We start from the raw sequence: 17873 nt of genomic DNA, 5'->3' as shown, positions 1-17873 counted from the left end.
CGGGTACTTCTACCGTCGCGTTCGCTCGCCGCCAGCGTGAGGGTCGACCTACCGAAAATGGCCCGCCACATGGAGTGGATGCTAGGTGAGAATTGTCGGCCCTCAGCCCACCAGGCCACGCATCGTGACCCGTCGAGAAACAGGCACCGTAGTCGCTCTGCGCCCTCTACTCGACACAACGAGCGCGTGGGACCCGGCAGCTCGTAGGATGACGATCCTTGCGTTGGACAGCGGTCAGTGGTCATTCGCGTGGGTTCATGGATGGCACCACGTCGTGCCCGGGCTGAGGGTCGCGTTCCGGGAGCATCCCGGAGGAGCACGATTCCCGACGTTTTCCCGCTAACGCCGACTCCGGGACGGTGAAACGGTGCGGGTTCACTGCCGGACGGTCCGGTGATCGAGAAGGGGACGGCGCCTAATGCCCTCGTCCTTGCGCTTCTGGTGGTCCTCAATCGGATGCAACGCAGTCATCAACTGTGCCCCCGGACCGATGTACGGCGAATGAAAGCGAAATCACCTCTGTCGCAGGGGCACCGAGGTCGGGATGAAGCCCCAGAACAAACCAAACCGCCGGCGCTCTAGCCGCATCCGCGGATGCCCAGTCCCCCACCACTACGTCGGTGGAATCCGAACGGCTGCTCGGCCTGCTCGGCGCGGTGGACTGGCGGGGATCGATAATTTGGCTTGATAGCACTTGTATTGAAAGAAAGCGAGTTACACAATAGGGACATGAGCGCAGACGGACCCCGCGCTGCATCGGTCTCCGCGAGGACTAGACAGTACGACTCGACGCTTCGACGACGTCAGGCCGAGGAGACTCGGCGCAGGATTCTCGATGCCGCCACCGCTCTGTTCAGTGATCGCGGTTGGTCCGCCGGGATGCGCGACATCGGAAGCGCGGCGGGTGTGTCGTTCGAGACGGTGTACGCCAACTTCGGTTCCAAGCCGGGACTGCTGAACCAGGTCCTCGACGTGGCGGTGGTCGGCGACGATCAGCCCGTGGCCCTGATGGACCGCCCGGAGTTCGCCGCACTCGCCCATGGGACACACCGGGAACGTGCCGCGGCGGCCGCGTCGTTGGTCACCGGAATAAATGGACGCACCATGGGGCTGATGCGGGCGTTGCGTGAGGCGTCGGCCGTGGCGCCGGCACTCGCGTCGAGGCTGGAGGACGAGCGGCGCCGCCAGCGCATGACTGTGCAGGTAGCCGGGGCGTTGATGACGGGCCGTGACTTGAGCTCCACCGAGAGCGATGGGCTCTGGGCCGTGATCACGGTGGAGGTCTACGAGCTCCTGACCGGCGGCGCCGGTTGGAGCCCTGGGCAGTACGAGGATTGGCTTGCCGGAGCCATCACCAGGCTCCTGGCTCTGGAAGAGTGAAAGGAGAGGGCCATGGAGACCAACCTGCATGAGCCCGCCGACATACGAAGCATGGGGATCGTCCACAGCGCGCTGCGCCGGGACCTGGAACGAACCCGGATGGTACTCGAGACCCAGCCGTACCCGGACGGGAGGCGTCGCCGTAAGCTCGCGGCGCACGTGCTCTGGATGATGCGATTCCTGCACATTCACCACACTGGCGAGGATGTCGGACTGTGGCCGCTGATTCGGTCCAGAAATCCGGCGGCGGGTGCGCTGCTCGACCAGATGGACGCAGACCACAAACGGATTGCCCCGGCGGTCGCCGCCCTGGAGGAGGCCGCACACGCCTACCGTGAAAACGGGTCCGCACGCGAAGAGTTGCTCGTCGCGCTGGCCGGATTGGGCGACGTCCTGCTGCCGCACCTGCGGCGTGAAGAACTCGAGATGATGCCGGTCGTCGCCGCCACCATAACCACCGCCGAGTACCTCGCCGTCGAGCACGAGCACTTCGTCAAACCGAAGAGCTTCACGGAACTCGGCGCTGAAGGGCACTGGGTCATCGACGGGCTCGAACCGGATGACCGCGAGGCGATCTTGCGCTTGGTCCCGGCCGTGCCGCGCTTCGTCATCCTCCACGGCTTTGCCCGGAGCTACCGGCGTAAAGCCGCCCTGCTGTGGCGTGACGGACCAGCGGCTGCGGTGCCGTCGCTCAACCTGTCACTGATGGAGGACCGTCCCCGGTAAATCCACTGGCACGGGCGCGGGGGCGCTCGTTGACGTGGCGGCCCGCGCGTCAGTCCGCTGCATGCTCGGCCCGAGCACCCCGACCGCGTCGAGGACATCCCGAAGTGCGGCGCGGCGCGCGACCAGGTTGGCGAAGTGGCCAACTGGACTCGCTTTGTGGACCGTCAATGCTGTTGGCACTTCCCGGAGTCCTCCGCCTACCGAAAGACCGCGATACGGTGCGATGTGCCCGAAATTGCGAGTCGGCGTCGAACCCAGCCGGCCGCCTCGGTCAACTCCCTCATCTCAGCGACCGCCGCCGAGACGTTCAACTCGTCATAATCCGCGATCGGCAAGTCGTCCGGCGTGAGCGCACCGGTGGTGGTCCGGACCCCGTGCAGCGCGTCGGCGACCACATCCGCGCCCTCACTGCGCGTGACCTGCTCGGCACGGGCAAGGGCGGCGTCCCGGCTGGCGGTGATCGTCTTCGCGGCAATGCCGCCGGCGTGCGCGCCCCGCGGCCGAGTAGCCGATCTGTCCGCGGCCCGGTGCCACCAGATGCTCTGCGGTGAGCGACATCTCGGACAGCAGGTGGCTCGACACCAGAACGGTGCGCCCCTCCGCCGCGAGGCTCTGCATGAACTTGCGGATCCACACGATGCCCTCGGGGTCGAGACCGTTGACCGGCTCGTCGAACAGCAGCACCTTCGGGTCGCCCAGCAGCGCGCCGGCCAGGCCGAGCCGCTGCGACATGCCGAGCGAGAATCCGCCGGCCTTCTTGTTCGCGACCTCGCTCAGGCCCACCAGGCGCAGCACCTCATCGCCGCGCGACGCAGGCAGCGAGTTGGCAGCGCCGAAAATCGGTGGCGTTGGTACGGCCGTTCTCGGTAGAACCGGGCCGTGAGGACGACAGTGCAACTTGAAGATCTGGGTCGACAGAACTGGGAGGAAGTGTCCGAACTCGACGTCGCTGACGATCAGCGCGGGTTGATTGCCTCGAACCTGTACTCGATTGCCGAGAGTCGGTTCCTGCCCGGCTTCTTGACCCAGGCAGTGGAATTCGAGAGCGACATCGTTGGGTTTGTCATGTACGGTCCGGATCCCGATGACGGTCACGTCTGGCTCTACCGGTTGATGATTGACCACCGCTTTCAGCATCGGAGGCTGGGCCGTGCGGCGGTTCGCGCGGTGATCCGTCAAGTCCACGAGGAACTCCGAGCGCAGGTACTACACCTGGGGGTAGCCCCCGAGAATTCCACTGCCATGTCACTCTACGAATCATGCGGATTCTTGCCTACCGGGCAGTCCATCGGCAGGGAAGAGATTCTGCAGCTGCAGATCGTCCCCGAAACCATCTGACAACCGGGGGAAACACGGTAAGGCGGTCGAGGTCGAGCACGATCTCCGCCACAGACTTCGGACCGCCTCCTCACCCGAGCCCACTCCCTCCTACACAAGAAAGTGACCTGAAGGACGTCCGCGATCGGTACATTCCAGGCAAGCTGGCCACCTGACCGAAACAAATGCCAACTTCTATGACCATGATCGCACCCTGCCATCGCCACATTGGTTGTCACACCGCAGGTCAGAGCTTCGGGAAATGACAACTACGGTGGCGATTCACACCTCCTGTCGCCGCGCGCCCCTCCGCGCGTCGCGGCCTTCTTCGCTGGATACGCTGATGCGTGCCGTCCGTCCCGGGCAGCACGGGAACCTAGATACCGTGCGAATCGGGGTCGGTGTCGTGGATGCGGTGTTCTGTTGGTTGGAAGTGGCGTGGCGGCCGAGGCCTGATGCGCGCTGTCAGGCGGCGAAGTCCATATCCATCCAGTGAATCCAGTGGCCGGACTCGTCCTGTCGCTCCCAGCAGGCCGTCATCGACGAGTTGTCCTCGGACGTCCGGAGCGTGCTGCGCATCCCTTCGCCCAGGAACGTCCACGTGCCGTCCGTGTTCAGGCGTGCGGTCATCGTCCCGAACGTCCCGGAGCCGTCGAATGCCCGCATGGTGTACGTGTCGGTCTCGGTGTCGTGGTCGCCGATCAGCTCAAGGGCCTGTACATGGTCGTCGCCCATCATCACGTCGACACGATGGATGACCCACATACCGCCGGCCATCCACTCGTACTCGTCGGTGCCGGCGATGGTTGTCACCACCTCCTGCCCATACTCGTCGAACACCGTTCCCGACGTCCTCCACCGTCCGATGACGCTGTCGAGCGGACGCATGATGTCTGCGGTAACTGTCACTGTTGGTCCTCTCATAGTCCGCGGCCCGGGCGCCCCTGACCTCCCAGCACCGCGATCGTTCCATTTCGTCAGGCCGTACGCTCCGCGTCCGAAAGCACGCAATAGTCGACCCCTCGCACAGATAGACCGCCGGCCGCGCGAGAACTCATCAAACCGGGCCCCCGTCATCGCACCACGACCGAGCTGTCCTGAGGTAGGCAACGTACGCACCAACGAGATCGCCCAACAGACACTCGATGAGGTACGAACCGAGATGGGAACGATCTACTGATGCGCCCTACTGCTTGAGAATTCCGAGCGGGTGTCCTGTCTATCAGTTTCAGAAGCCGCCGGCACTGCCACCTGGCGTTCTACAGCCTGATCGCCAATGCCACGTTCAACCCTCAGAACCGTGCCACTTACGGCTGAAGATCACAGCTGTGATCCCTCTAGCAAGATGCGTGCCGCCAGCTGCGGCCCGATTCGAAGAGCGCTTGTATCGCGTGCGCAGTGTGGCCGGGCCGCGGGCTTGACGGTACTCGCGCGGCCGCCCTCGATGAAGCGCTCAGTTTCAATCACCAATCAGCTACAGCGTCGCCACCGAACCTGTCGAGCTACGCGACTTGACCCTGCTCGCGGTCTTCTCGTGCGCGCTGCAGCGTGGCGTACATCGCGGACCGGGACAGCCCGGCGATCTCGCAGAGCTGCTTGGTGTCGTACTCGCCGGACTCGTAGTCCTCGAGGAGCTTCTTGCGCCGCAGGACGGAGAGTTTCGGCTGCTTGCCCTTCAACCTGCCGGCCTTCTTCGCCTCGGCCATCCCCTCCCGTGTGCGGGCCCGGATGAGCTCGGCCTCGAACTCGGCCATGAGCACCAGCATGCCGAAGAACATCTTGCCCATCGGGTCGGTCGGGTCGTAGATCATCCCGTTGATATTGAGGCGCACCTCGGCCCGCACGAGTTCGTCGGCGATGTCGTGCAGATCGCGCGCCGACCGTCCGAGCCGGTCGAGCCGGGTGATGACCAGCTCGTCAAAGCAGTTGTCAGTGCGCAGGTCAGAAGCCTCCGAGATGACAACCAGTTTGGCGATTCACAGGTGCAGCCCCTGCGGCTCCCCGCCGCCCCCGCCTGACCTGGCGCACTCTGCTTACTCGGCGGGCATTGCGACGTAACTGTCCGGCCCGTTGTCGAGAAGTCGACCACGAGTCGACGCACCCTCTCGTCTCCGAGTGTGCAGCCGTAGATCCGCACCCCATATGGCGGCGCGTCGGCCGCGGAGAATCCGGCGTAGCCCGCGGCCTGCTCGGCATCCCCATGGCAACCCGGCCGGGCGTGACGTCCGGCTTCAGAAGTCCTCGTCGAGAAGGTCGCGTTCCGCTCTGCGCCGGCGCTTGCGCCGCACCGACCAGGCAGCCGCGACCAGACCGCCGGCGGCGCCGACCACGACACCGAACCAGGTGCCGATCCCGGTGGCGAGCAGCAGTTCCGAGACGACCCCGAGCGCGCCGATCAGGTACACGACAGCAGCGAGGAAAACCCTTGGACGCAACCAGTTCTCGGTCGATCCAGGGTCAACGTAGTGCCGCCGGGCATACGTCATCGTGACAGCGGAACCGAACAGCCACGTGATCAGCAGGCCGAGCGCAATCCAGGCCCCGGCCCGTCCCGCCGCCCACGGCAGAACAGCAGCGGCGAGGAGCGCCACCCAGTAAAAGAACTGGAACCCGACCGCGGACGCCTCGTTCCACACGTCCCGTTGCCGCTCGTCGGCGTAGAAGTCGTCGTCGAGATCACCGACGAATCTCAAGACCTTGACCAACCTGCTCATTCCGACTCCTCGCCTAGGGGAAACAGCACCTCGACACTCGAGTCGAGCGCCCGCGCCAACCGCAGGGCCAGATACACACTGGGGGCGTAATCGCCCCGCTCGATGGACACGACACTCTGCCGACTGACTCCGACGAGGGCGGCCACCTGGGCTTGAGTGAAACCGGCAAGTCGCCTGTGCTCTCGTACCTGGTTCGCGCCAGCATGTCCACGCATGACGGCAAGTAAAGCCGCCTTGACACAACTAGTCAAGTCAACTTGTCTTTTCGGGATCCATGCCACCAAGATCCCCACCAGGACTGGCTTCGCCGACAACCCGCCCCGATAACCCGCCCCGAGTGCACATCACGGATGCGGATCGTCGCGGTGCGGGGATGGATGACCGCAGCCGTGCGTCGCGTAATCGGTCGACTCTGCGACACGGACGGTGAGACACTTCGCCGGCACCAGCCCGCCGTTCCCTTCCGCGGTTGGCCGTTGACGCCGGTCCGGTTCGAGTTGGTTCGGTGCGCGCGCAAGAGTCGAGCCGAGCCGGGCTGGGCACGCACCAGCCCGCTGATCGGCCTAACTAACCGCCTATTTCGTTCAGTCAACAAACAGCCGCGAACAAATGCCAACTTCGATGACAACGATAGCGCCCTGCCGTCGTCGCACCAGTTGTCACACAGCAGGTCGGGGCTCCGGGAAATGACAACTACGATGACGGTTCACAGCGGGCCGCACGCACCACCGAGCCGAAATCCTTTCTGCGACAACATGTGTGCAGAACTTCACGACTGGCTACCGATCACCAATCACCGGCACGCACAGAAGCCAATGCACCGGTATCGGTGAACCGCGCCGAATGGCAGCAGACTCAGTCCGGTACGCGGAAGCCAGAACCCATGTCGTCAAGCGCCGCGGACAGCGACAGCCGCTGAGGCAGGCGGCATCGTCACCCGCAGCGCTGGCCCCAAAGCGGGACATGTAATCCACGCGGGTGATAGCACCTGACACACCCGATGCGACCCCAGACCTGCCTCGCCGCACTTCTACTGCCCCTGGTCCTCACCTCATGCGGCGACACCGAACCCCGACCGACCCACCATAGAGTTGGCGGTCTTGGGTGATGAGCCACCAGTCTTCACACCCCCACCCACCGCACAGTTGCTCCCCCAGACCGACACTGGAGCACTCGCCCTGACGACATAAGTCATACCGAACCTGGCGGCCGTGGCCCCGCGGTGCGGGACTACGAAGAAGGTAACGGGGGCGTACTGGGCGCGTTGGAGACGCTGGACGATCGCGGCGCGCTGGGCGACGTCAATTGGCGCATGGACAGCCTGGTTGGCACAACTGGCGTCGCCCGCTCGCTCAACTCGAAACCGGCGGCCCCGATGGGCTCGTGTTGTTGTGAGTCAACCGCGCCCCGAGTGTGATCGCTGCTGCTAATGCTGGCGGGGACGAACCACCAGTGGTCCGCTCGTTTGCGACTAAACGGTGGTGTTCTGTGCCCCCGCCGATCCGCTCTCAGGCGTATTGCTGCCGTGGCACTCGCGCCATGAGCGTTGGGCGACGCGGTAATAGTTGAATCGCCCCGGTAAGTCCGGAGACTTCATCTCTTGTGAAGGATGGAGTCATGTCAGGTTCGAGGAAGTACCCAGCCGAGCTGCGTGAGCGGGCGGTGCGAATGGTCGCCGAGGTGCGCGGCGAGTACTCGTCGGAGTGGGCAGCGATCGAGTCGGTCGCCTCCAAGTTGGGCATCGGGTCGGCACAGACCTTGCTGAACTGGGTTCGTCGCGATCAGGTCGACACAGGGAAGCGTCCCGGAGTGACCAGCGACATGGCCGAGGAACTCCGCAAGCTCCGGGCTGAGAATCGAGAACTCAAGCGCGCCAACGATATCCTGAAGTCTGCATCGACTTTCTTCGCGGCGGAGCTCGACCGCCGCAATCGGTGATCGTCGACTACATCGACACACACAAGCAGGAGTACGGCACCCCGCCGATCTGCCGCGTGCTGACCGCACACGGCTGCAAGATCGCGCCGTCCACCTACTACGATGCCTGCGCCCGCCGGCGACAACCCTCGAAGCGGCAGATCCGCGACGAGGAACTCAAGACCGAGATCGCGCGAGTTCACCGCGAGAACTACTCGGTCTACGGCGCCCGCAAGGTGTGGCTGCAATGCCACCGGGAAGGCATCGAAGTGGCCCGCTGCACGGTCGAACGACTGATGGGCGACCTCGCACTCGAGGGAGCCCGCCGCGGCAAGACCAAACGCACCACCATCGCCGATCCCCAGGCGGGGCGTCCCGACGATCTGGTGCAACGTCAGTTCTGCCCCGAAGCACCGAATGTGTTGTGGGTAGCGGACTTCACGTACGTGTCGACGTGGTCCGGGTGGGTATATGTGGCGTTCGTGATCGATGCCTACGCCCGCCGGATCGTGGGCTGGCGGACCGCGACCACGATGACCGCGCAGCTGGTCCTCGACGCAATCGAGCACGCGATCTGGACCCGGCAGCGCGAGGGCATCGACGATCTGTCCGGGCTGATTCATCATCACGATCGGGGGTCGCAATACACGTCCATCGCCTTCACCGGACGACTCGTCGACGCCGGTATCGATGCCTCGATCGGCGCCACCGGCAACAGCTACGACAACGCCCTCGCCGAATCGATCAACGGCCTCTACAAGACTGAACTGATCAAGGCTCAGGGCCCGTGGCGGACCGTTGACCAGGTCGAAGTCGCCACCCTCGAATGGGTCGACTGGTTCAACCACCGCAGGTTGTACGAGCACTGCGGCGACCTGCCGCCCGCGGAGTACGAGGCCCTCTACTACCGTGATCGGTCAAGTCCAGAGGCGTGGTGTAACGAGGTCGCCGCGTGATTCCTCGCGGGGCTATGCGGTCAGGGCGGGTGTGACCTCCTCGGTGGGTTCGGTGGTGTCGGCGGGCTTGTCTCCGCGGGCGTGGGCGAGGACGTCGAGGCCGAGGTAGCGGCGTCCCTCGATCCACTCGTCGTGTTGTTCGGCGAGCACGGCGCCAACGAGGCGGATCAGGGCGGCGCGGTCGGGGAAGATCCCGACGACGTCGGTGCGTCGGCGGATCTCCTTGTTCAACCGCTCTTGCGGGTTGTTGGACCAGATCTGTCGCCAGATCTGTTTCGGGAACGCAGTGAACGCGAGTAGATCGACCCGGGCTCCGTCGAGGTGGTCGGCGACCTTCGGGAGCTTCTCGGTGAGGGCTTCGATGATCCGATCATATTGTGCGTGAACGGATTCCGAATCGGGTTGGTCGTAGACCGAGTGCAGCAGCGTGCGCACCCACGGCCACGACGACTTCGGGGTGACCGACATCAAATTCGTCGCGTAGTGGGTGCGGCAACGCTGCCAGGAAGCACCGGGCAGGGTGGCGCCGATCGCCGCGACCAGGCCGGCGTGGGCATCGGAGGTCACCAACTTCACCCCGGACAGGCCGCGGGCGACCATCCCGCGGAAGAACGTGAGCCAGCCGGCACCGTCCTCGGCGGAGGTGACATCGATGCCCAGGATTTCGCGGTAGCCGTCCGCGTTGACCCCGACCGCGACCAGGGCGTGGACGTTCACCACCCGCCCGTTCTCGCGGACCTTGAGCACGAGGGCGTCGGCGGCGACGAACGTGTACGGGCCGGCGTCGAGGGGGCGGCTGCGGAACGCCTCGACCTGCTCGTCCAACTCTTTCGCCATGATGCTGACCTGGGACTTCGAGAGCGAGGTGATGCCCAACGTCTCGACCAGCTTCTCCATCCGGCGGGTCGACACCCCGAGCAGATAGCAGGTCGCGACCACCGTGGTCAGGGCCCGCTCCGCGCGCTTGCGGCGCTCGAGCAGCCAATCCGGGAAGTAGCTTCCCGAACGCAGTTTCGGGATCGCGACGTCGAGGGTCCCGACGCGGGTGTCGAAGTCTCGGTGCCGGTATCCGTTGCGCGAGTTGATACGTTCGTCGGAGCGTTGCCCGTAGCCGGCGCCGCACAGGACGTCGGCTTCGGCGCCCATCAGCGCGCGGATGAACATTGTGAGCAGCTCGCGCAGCAGGTCCGGGCTTGCTCCGGTGAGTCGGTCTTCGACGAGCTGGCGCAGGTCTATATCGTGGGCAGTGGTCATCGTGTGGTCCTGTCTCGAGTCGACTTGGTAGGTCTCTCGAAGAATCACGCGGTGACCGTCTTTCGTTCGGCTACGACACGCCGGCCATCTCAATCGGCTCCGGTTCGTACACCATCTTCATGGACGCAACCAAAGCGCAACGTGCTCATCCCTTCCGCCTCACCTCCAGCAACGCACCAAGCACACAGCCCCGGCGCGGGCGTCGCGACCGCATCCCCGCATGATCGGCAATCACCGTGCGTCACAGTGGAAGCTGCCGGTGAGTATGGTCCGCGCATGGGGAAATCACCGAAACGCGTGCGCCCATCATCGTGTGCGCTCGTCGGATCCGGCGTGGCGTTCGTACTCGCCACGAACTGGCTGCTACTCACAGCACCCGGCCAGCTGCCATCGCACTTCGAGGGATCCGGAGAGATCACCGAATGGATGAGCCTCGGCCAGTACGTCACCATCACCTGCGCCTTCGCCCTCGGCACAGCACTGATCTGTGGTGGCGCTCGGTGGTACATCCCCAAGATCCCCGACCGCGCCTTCAATGTGGCCGGACCGCACTCGAACTACTGGACACGGCCCGAGAACAGGAACGAGTTCAACACCAAGTTCATCGCTGACCTCGAGTGGATCGGCGTCCTTGTCACCCTCATCATCGTCGGGGTCACATGCCTATCAGGCATCACCGCCGCCGGAGTACACGTCCCGTTCTGGATCAGGCCGACCGTGACCGTGCTCCCGATACTGACGCTGCTCGGATACGCCGGATACATCGCCTACTCACGTCGATACAGCCCACCACCGCCGACACCCCGCCACCCAAGACCATGACCGACCCGCCGAGCGCCCCGTGCGGGCCCGACGACGCGCCGGGGTCCGGCCTCCACCAGCTCATCCGGTAACTCGACACAGTCCGTTCAGCCAACGAACAGCCGCGAACAATCGCCAAGTTCGATGACGACGATCGCGCCCCGCCGTCGTCACGCTAGTTGCCATATCGCAGGTCAGGGCACCAGAAACTGACAACTACGATGACGATTCACAGCTGCTACTCGCTCTCCGCGTGAATCGCCGCCCTAGTTGGCAAACTGACAACATAGTTGGCAGAGCGCCGGCGCACGCTCGCGTCGCGCTCACGCGCTCAGCAGGACTGCAACGAGCGGTCATACCGCACACCCCTTTCCGGGCTTCCGTATGCTGCGGCAACATGACCATCGACGGGACTCAGGACCGGTGGTCGCGTCACGAGCGGCGCGCCTTGCTGGTGCTGCGAGTGTCGATCGGAGTGTTTACGTACGGAACCGTCGTCCACATTCTGCAGATCTTGAGCGCACCCGCCGACCCCTACCCGACTGTCCCAACCTGGCTGGCAGTGTTCTTCACCAGTTTGGTGGTCCTCGACCCGATGTGCGCAATCTTGTTGTGGTGGCGACACCGAGCTGGAGTGGTCATCGGCGCCGCAGTTCTCAGTCTCGACGCGATAGCGAACGCCTACGCGAACTACTTCCTGGACAACGCCTCGGGACTCACTATCGGTCGTGTGGCACCTGTGCCCATTGCACTGCTGGCCCTGCTACTCGCGTATTGCGGTCGCGTCCACTGGTCTCGCTTGGCTTAGCCGCACGCCGAACCTGCAACCCCACCCGCGTTCACCTCAGCCAGACGGTGCAACCGCCGTTGGCAGCGCCATCTCGCAAACCGAACCGGCATCGGAGTGCTTCCGGAGCAACTCACCACCGTGCGTAAACGGCGATCTTCAGGGGCATTGACGACAACCTTCGGAAACCCGTCCTCGATAGCTGGCGATGGTTGGCGCCGCTGAAGTTCAGCAAAAGGGCGCCTCCGAAGACGGCCCTCTGGTTCAGTGGTCCTCGATGAGCGAATTACGGGGGTCGTGTGTCCGTCTCGCTGCGTTCCTGCGGGTGGCGTGCTGAGCATCGCCGCAGACCGCTCACTAGCGAGGCAGAGTCCAACTCGCCGAGTGACGGCCTACGCCGCGGGTTTGGTAGGCGATGCAGGCGTGTACCCAATTGCACGCCTGGGGCGTCCCGCAGATTCGGCCGTGCTGACCCGCGAGTGGACCGCGGTGTTAGCAACGACGGCGGTTCTTGTCGCTGCGGTCCTCCTGCCGAAGCAGTGGGCCGCCCGCCTGACAGCCGGCGGGTGGCTTGCGCATGCGGTCTTCGATCACGCGCACGAACGAGGCGCGTCATCACGACTGCCCAACTGTTATCCCGCGCTGTGCGCCGGATACGACGTGGGCGTAGCAGCAGTGCTATCACCCAAACTCGTCACGGTAGCCGGCGACGCGGTCGATCACGTAGGTGCGAGCCACGCGCTCGACGCGACCATCACCCCAGTGGTTCGTCGTCGAGGTCGAGAAGCGGAGATGCCAGCCGACACTGAACCTAGTTCGCCAACAAACAGCCGCGAACAAATGCCAACTTCGATGACGACGATCGCGCCCTGTCGTCGTCACGCTAGTTGTCACACCGCAGGTCAGAGCGCCGGGGAATGCCAACTTCGATGACGATTCACACCGCTGTGAATGGTCACCGTTGTTGGCAACTCGTCACAGAGTTGGCATTTTCGTCATCGAAGTTGGCATCCTGGGCAGATAGTGGCATCTTCGACCAGTTCCGCCCGCTCGGTTGGCCGTGACGACGCTGCGACAGCTCTCTGATCAGTCTGTCTGCCTCATATCCGGCTGGTCTCCGCGACGGACGCATGGAATGCCGCGCGGCTGCCGCCTAGGCCAGGGTCGGTCGCGAACAGCACGCGCAGTGCGCCGGCCCAGATCAGTGCGGCACCGAGCATGTGCACGACCACGAGGGCCTCGGCAGCAACACCGACGGATTGGAGCACACCCACGAACCCCTGCGCGAGCAACAGTGCAATGAACACGCTGGCGCGGGAGGCGACCGAGTCGGCACCGGAACGGCGCGCGATCAGCAGCGATGAGACCGCGACAGCAAACGTGACCACCGCGGCCACCGCGTGAATGATCACCATGGTCGTCCAGTCGAACGGCATCCGATGTACATCCGATGAATCACCGGCATGGACGCCCGATCCGGTCACCGCCGTACCGATCACCACCAGCACTGCGGTCGCGGCGACCAACCACCGTGCCCGCACTGCCAGCGCCGGATCGGCGGTCGCAGTAGCGGTGGATCTGTCCAGCCGCTCGACCAGCTCGAACGTATACACAGCCGCCGTCAGCAAGAGCATTGCGGCAATGAGGTGCGCCGCAACAACATACGGGCTCAATCGGGCGAGCACCGTCACGCCGCCGACGAGTGCGTTGAGCACGATGATCCAGAACTGGAGCCACGCCGCCCGCAGTACCGCGCGATCAGGCTCTCGCTGACAGCGCGCAACGATGATCAACGCACCGACCGCTACGCACAGCACCACCGTCAGCAGCCGGTTGCCGAACTCGATGGCACCGTGGATCCCCATCTCGGGCGTGGGCGCCAATCCTTCCCCGGTGCAGGACGGCCATGTCGGACAGCCCAAACCGGAGCCGGTCACGCGGACCACACCACCAGTGACGATGATCAACACACTCGTCACAACCGTCGCGGTCGCGGCGACCCGAAGACTCCCCCACCCGAACGACACGCGACGTGCAAGCCACGACAACGGCGTCACCACAACCCCCTCGTATTGCTGGCGATACCGAACCAACGTACCGAGCAGACCTCAGCCTGCTTCGCGGCCGCCACCACCGATGACATCGCGCGGATTAGGGGCAAGCCGTACATCAGCCCGATCAAGAACTGCTCCGCCGGGCGGACATGCGTCGGCATTAGCCTGATCTCATGGGGTCGGGGAAGATGCGGGTAGCGGTGCGGTGCATCCCTTTCGCGATCCTTCTCGCCACCATCGCTGCGCTTGTCTACTTCAGCTGGGAGCCTCCGGCCGCTCCGAAGCCGGCCGAAATCACCTGGCGCTCCCCGCTGCCGAGTTGCGGTGATGCGGCGCCTCGCCCAAGAGCTGAGCCGCAGGAGCCACTCACCCCGTCGGTGATCGGCTGCCTGTCGGACGGTCGAGAACGCGACAGCGGCGAGTTCGCGTTCACCCTCTATACGACAGAGGGCGACCCCATCGTGTACCATCTGCGCACCGTGCCCGGAACGAATGACGTTGAAGTGCTGGTCGACTCGTCGCAGGACCAGTTCGGAGGTGGCCCGGCTGGCGCAGAATCTCCTGCACAATCGCCGAACTCTCGCCTGACCTGCTCCGCGACTGCATGGCGAGCTACTGAGTCCCGGCACTCACTGATCAGTGCTCCTTCGGCTCTTCTGCGGACCGAGGTACTGATACAGGGTGGTGCGTCCGACGCCGAGGATCTCGGCGACCTCAGTCTGGGACATGCCGTTCTCGCACATCCTGCGGGCCTGCTTGATCCGACTGTCGGTCATCTTCCGGGGGCGGCCGCCGACCTTGCCCCGGGCACGGGCCGCGGCGAGGCCGGCGTAGGCGCGTTCACGAATGAGGTCCCGCTCGATTATGTGGACAGATCGTCCTGCGACGTTGTTCTCGCGACGCGCCGCTGGAGCTATTGAAGCTCCGGTCCCTGTCGGCAACCGGAGGCGGACTAAGCTGCTGGGCGATGCCTGTCACTGTGCCGCGCGATCTTCCCGCCAGGGCCACCCTGGAGGCGGAGCGAATCTTTGTCATGTCCGACGAGCGGGCTGGACATCAGGATATTCGCCCTATCCGGATCGCCATCTTGAATCTGATGCCGATGAAGGTCAGCACCGAGACGCAGCTGCTGCGGTTGCTCAGCAATAATCCGCTGCAGATCGAGATCACCCTGCTGCACATGGCCAGCCATGTCTCGCGTACCACCTCTGCAGAGCATCTCGAATCGTTCTACTCAACTTTCGATGACGTGGCCCATATGCACTTCGACGGCCTCATCATCACCGGGGCGCCGATCGAGAAACTCGACTTCGAGGACGTCGACTACTGGCCGGAGATGACCAAGATCCTTGACTGGGCCCGCAGCGCCGTGCAGTCGACTCTGCACGTCTGCTGGGGTGCGCAGGCGGCCCTCTACCACCACTACGGTGTCCGCAAACACGAAGTCCCACAGAAAATCTCCGGTGTATTCTCCCATCGGATCACTGGCGCGCGGTCGCCGATCGTCACCGGGTTCGACGACGAGTTCCTAGCGCCGCACTCACGGCACACCGATGTCTACGCCGCCGACATCGAGGCCACCGGTGAGGTCGACGTGTTGGCGGTGAGCGAGGAGGCCGGGGTCTACTTGGCAGCCACCGCGGACGGCCGCCAGATCTTCGTGACCGGTCACCCGGAATATGATGCGGACACCTTGGCACGTGAATACCGCCGCGACAGCGAGCAAGGACTGCCGGTCCCAGCTCCGGCGCACTACTTCCCCGGCGACGATCCCACCGCCATCCCGCTCAACCGATGGCGCGGCCACGGGCACCTGCTGTACTCCAACTGGCTAAACTACTGCGTCTACCAGGAGACACCGTTCATTCCAGGCGAGGTCTGACCGGCTGAGCCAGTTCCCTCAACAATTCCGATATGCGCGTGGCTATCCGCCGGTGGCGTTCGGCTTCACGGTCCCAGCCTCGCCCTTGGGCGTCGGCGATGAGCTGGTGCTCGATCGCGAACAACCCACTTGCTTCCAGTCGAGGCAGATTGAGGAAGTGTCCAGATAACAACGAACCTGGCGAGCGCTCCGAAGATGGAGAAGATGAGCTTCCCGCCGGCAGTGGTGGTGTCGATCGCTGCGGTCAGCGATCAGAAGCCGACGCCCTTCTCCTCGAGGTTGGTGATCGTCTGCCGCAGGTGCGGCAGGTTCCGGCCCAGTCGGTCGAGTCGCCACACAACGAGAGTGTCGCCGAACCCTCCGAGGGCCCGTACTGCTGGAACTGTCGACCGAAACAGCAGCTGACGTGCTCGATCTGCGGCCGTCTAGGGCCGGCCGAGATCTCACGCCTCACCGGCGAGCCCTGGTGCGCGGCATGGCAGCAACGCTGGGCCCGCTGCGTGGGGATGCGACGAAGACCTGGTGCGCCTCGAACGCTGGATCACCGATACCGTCGACGATGTCGCCGATCCGGAAAACCGGAAGCCGGTGCGCCACTATGCAACCTGGCACCTCATGCGGCGACTACGCGCACGAAACCGCGGCAGCCCGGTGACCTACGGGCAGTTCACCGGCATTCGGCAACGTTTGCGCGGGGCGATCGCCATTCTCGACTGGCTCGCCGACCAACAGCTGAGCCTGGCCACCTGCACCCAAGCCGACATCGACCGATGGCTCACCGACTCGAACGCCCGCTACCGCACCGATGGCAGTGGATTCCTGCGCTGGGCCACCACAAACAAGCTGGTGAACACCTCGCTCGTCGGAGTCGGCCGCGGCTGGCAGGGACCGGCCGAACTCATCGCCGGCGAGGATCGATGGGCCACCGCCCGCCGCCTCCTGCACGACCAGACCCTCAAGCCCGAGGGCAGAGTGGCCGGACTGCTGGTCCTGCTCTACGCGCAACGCGCCTCGACGATCGCCGGACTGACCACCGACCACGTCACCACCGGAACGAACGGGGTCCGACTGCGCCTGGGATCCAGCCCCCGTCGAGCTGCCCGAACCACTGTCCACCCTCGTCAAGTCACTGGTCGACACCCGATCCGGGCACGCGGCCATCGGCGAACGCCGAAACTCACCGTGGCTGTTCACCGGCGGACCGATCAGCACCGCCCAAATGGGCAAACGGCTACGTTCATTCGGAATCCGACCCAACCCCGGCCCGCTCGGCCGCCCTGTTCGCCCTCGCCGCCGAGGTCGGCCGCCGCCCGCGACCGACTCGGTGACGGAACGTCTTAGCCTGGAACCTCTGCTTCGACTTCGATTTCCACTTTCCATCGCGGGTCGAGCAGCCCGGCGACGACGACCATTGTCGCCGCCGGACGCACGGCACCGAACAATTCGCCGTGCACGACACCGACCTGCTCGCTGGCGGCGAGGTCGGTGACGAACATGCGAGTGCGGAGTACATCGCTCAGTCCGACGCCGGCTTCGTTCAGCGCCCGACCGATGATCTCGAAGCAGCGGCGGGCCTGGGCACCGGCATCGTCCGGGCACGATCGGTCGGGCCACACGGGCCCGGTGCCGGACACCAGAACGCGCGACCCAGAGCGGATCGCGCGGGAGAAGCCGATCGTCTCCTCGAATGGTGAACCGGAGCTGATCCGTGTCCGCCGGTCACCCACAGGTTGAGAGTACGTTTCCGACCGCGAGGCGAGTTCGAGGTGTTCGAGGTGTTCGAGGTCGAGGAACGCGTCGATCATCACGGAATACACCCTGGCCACCACCTCAGGGGCAGCTCCTTGTGTGACTGCTTGGGCGTGTAGACGGTTCATCATCTCGGCGCGCCAATCGACTGCCAGTGCCTGCCCGGGACGAATCCTGTAGGGAGCAGCACGTCGGACGTGCCGTTGACGTTGGGCGAGTAGCGCAACGATCTGGTCGTCGAGCGCGTCGATATCGTGACGGATGTCCTCCAAAGACACTGTGGTCCTAACTCTCTCGATAATGACGGGGTGAATGCAGCGTCCTTCGGTCGCCATG

The 17873-nt window shown here is 64.6% G+C and carries 16 protein-coding genes and 2 pseudogenes; 8 read left to right on the top strand and 10 right to left on the bottom strand.

Going from position 1 to position 17873, the window contains the following annotated elements; translation table 11 throughout:
- The first annotated feature begins 729 nt into the window (after window positions 1-729).
- Both HUN07_RS14045 and HUN07_RS14040 read left to right on the top strand, forming a co-directional pair.
- Window positions 730-1380: a TetR/AcrR family transcriptional regulator gene (locus tag HUN07_RS14045; RefSeq protein WP_174910371.1), complete on the top strand. Its 651-nt coding sequence runs from the start codon at window positions 730-732 to the stop codon at window positions 1378-1380.
- 12 nt (window positions 1381-1392) lie between these two features.
- Window positions 1393-2106, top strand: a complete 714-nt coding sequence (locus tag HUN07_RS14040) for a hemerythrin domain-containing protein (RefSeq protein WP_174910369.1) — start codon at window positions 1393-1395, stop codon at window positions 2104-2106.
- Window positions 2107-2616: 510 nt separating this feature from the next.
- On the opposite strand, the pseudogene HUN07_RS14035 reads toward HUN07_RS14040, so the two are convergent.
- A pseudogene (locus HUN07_RS14035) lies at window positions 2617-3063 on the bottom strand (AAA family ATPase); the annotation flags it as partial.
- On the opposite strand from HUN07_RS14035, the gene HUN07_RS14030 reads away from it, so the two are divergent.
- Window positions 2986-3444 carry a GNAT family N-acetyltransferase gene (locus HUN07_RS14030; RefSeq protein ID WP_114723581.1) on the top strand — a complete coding sequence of 153 codons (459 nt, stop codon included), beginning with the start codon at window positions 2986-2988 and terminating at the stop codon, window positions 3442-3444. The pseudogene HUN07_RS14035 and the gene HUN07_RS14030 sit on opposite strands and share 78 nt — an antisense overlap.
- Before the next feature lie 444 nt (window positions 3445-3888).
- On the opposite strand, the gene HUN07_RS14025 is transcribed toward HUN07_RS14030, so the two are convergent.
- The 4 genes from HUN07_RS14025 to HUN07_RS14010 form a co-directional block, all read right to left on the bottom strand.
- Window positions 3889-4332, bottom strand: coding sequence for a hypothetical protein (locus tag HUN07_RS14025; RefSeq protein WP_147283568.1), 444 nt, complete (start codon window positions 4330-4332; stop codon window positions 3889-3891).
- A gap of 593 nt (window positions 4333-4925) precedes the next feature.
- Window positions 4926-5336 (bottom strand): recombinase family protein, encoded by a 411-nt coding sequence (locus HUN07_RS14020; protein ID WP_368077053.1) that lies wholly within the window; start codon window positions 5334-5336, stop codon window positions 4926-4928.
- 318 nt (window positions 5337-5654) lie between these two features.
- Complete coding sequence (locus HUN07_RS14015; RefSeq protein WP_174910365.1) at window positions 5655-6137, bottom strand: hypothetical protein; 483 nt, start codon at window positions 6135-6137, stop codon at window positions 5655-5657.
- Window positions 6134-6352 (bottom strand): helix-turn-helix transcriptional regulator, encoded by a 219-nt coding sequence (locus tag HUN07_RS14010; protein ID WP_174910363.1) that lies wholly within the window; start codon window positions 6350-6352, stop codon window positions 6134-6136. Before HUN07_RS14010 ends, HUN07_RS14015 begins: the two co-directional genes overlap by 4 nt.
- 1402 nt (window positions 6353-7754) lie before the next feature.
- On the opposite strand from HUN07_RS14010, the gene HUN07_RS14005 reads away from it, so the two are divergent.
- A protein-coding gene (locus HUN07_RS14005) for an IS3 family transposase (protein WP_254622505.1) occupies window positions 7755-9010 on the top strand; the annotation gives its coding sequence in 2 pieces (ribosomal slippage) (window positions 7755-8037 and window positions 8037-9010; 1257 coding nt in all).
- Window positions 9011-9022: 12 nt separating this feature from the next.
- Here HUN07_RS14005 and HUN07_RS14000 read toward each other — a convergent pair.
- On the bottom strand, window positions 9023-10264 hold the full coding sequence (locus HUN07_RS14000; protein ID WP_174910361.1) for an IS256 family transposase: 1242 nt from the start codon (window positions 10262-10264) through the stop codon (window positions 9023-9025).
- 276 nt (window positions 10265-10540) lie between these two features.
- Between HUN07_RS14000 and HUN07_RS13995 the strand changes: the two genes are divergently transcribed.
- A complete protein-coding gene (locus HUN07_RS13995) occupies window positions 10541-11086 on the top strand; it encodes a hypothetical protein (protein WP_174910359.1) in 546 nt (181 codons plus the stop codon).
- A 376-nt stretch (window positions 11087-11462) separates the two neighbouring features.
- Complete coding sequence (locus HUN07_RS13990) at window positions 11463-11873, top strand: hypothetical protein (protein ID WP_114722438.1); 411 nt, start codon at window positions 11463-11465, stop codon at window positions 11871-11873.
- A 1079-nt stretch (window positions 11874-12952) separates the two neighbouring features.
- Here HUN07_RS13990 and HUN07_RS13985 read toward each other — a convergent pair.
- Together HUN07_RS13985 and HUN07_RS26975 are read right to left on the bottom strand one after the other, a co-directional pair.
- Entirely contained in the window at window positions 12953-13879 is a 927-nt protein-coding gene (locus HUN07_RS13985) for a heme A synthase (RefSeq protein ID WP_368077052.1), read from the bottom strand.
- Between the two features lie 656 nt (window positions 13880-14535).
- On the bottom strand, window positions 14536-14649 hold the full coding sequence (locus tag HUN07_RS26975; RefSeq protein WP_254622992.1) for a helix-turn-helix domain-containing protein: 114 nt from the start codon (window positions 14647-14649) through the stop codon (window positions 14536-14538).
- Window positions 14650-14873: 224 nt separating this feature from the next.
- On the opposite strand from HUN07_RS26975, the gene metA reads away from it, so the two are divergent.
- On the top strand, window positions 14874-15788 hold the full coding sequence (metA, locus tag HUN07_RS13975; protein ID WP_174910353.1) for a homoserine O-acetyltransferase MetA: 915 nt from the start codon (window positions 14874-14876) through the stop codon (window positions 15786-15788).
- Window positions 15789-15961: 173 nt separating this feature from the next.
- On the opposite strand, the pseudogene HUN07_RS26970 reads toward metA, so the two are convergent.
- Window positions 15962-16189: pseudogene (locus tag HUN07_RS26970) on the bottom strand (recombinase family protein); the annotation flags it as partial.
- 121 nt (window positions 16190-16310) lie between these two features.
- Here HUN07_RS26970 and HUN07_RS13965 point away from each other — a divergent pair.
- The gene (locus HUN07_RS13965) at window positions 16311-17129 is read left to right on the top strand and encodes a hypothetical protein (RefSeq protein WP_174910351.1); all 819 of its coding nucleotides are present in this window, start codon (window positions 16311-16313) and stop codon (window positions 17127-17129) included.
- On the opposite strand, the gene HUN07_RS26645 is transcribed toward HUN07_RS13965, so the two are convergent.
- A complete protein-coding gene (locus HUN07_RS26645; protein ID WP_114722427.1) occupies window positions 17126-17872 on the bottom strand; it encodes a Rid family hydrolase in 747 nt (248 codons plus the stop codon). The two genes, HUN07_RS13965 and HUN07_RS26645, sit on opposite strands and share 4 nt — an antisense overlap.
- Window position 17873: the final 1 nt, after the last annotated feature.

It is taken from the genome of Rhodococcus sp. W8901 (assembly GCF_013348805.1).
Lineage (GTDB): Bacteria > Actinomycetota > Actinomycetes > Mycobacteriales > Mycobacteriaceae > Prescottella.
This window is presented reverse-complemented; position numbering and strand designations above follow the sequence as displayed.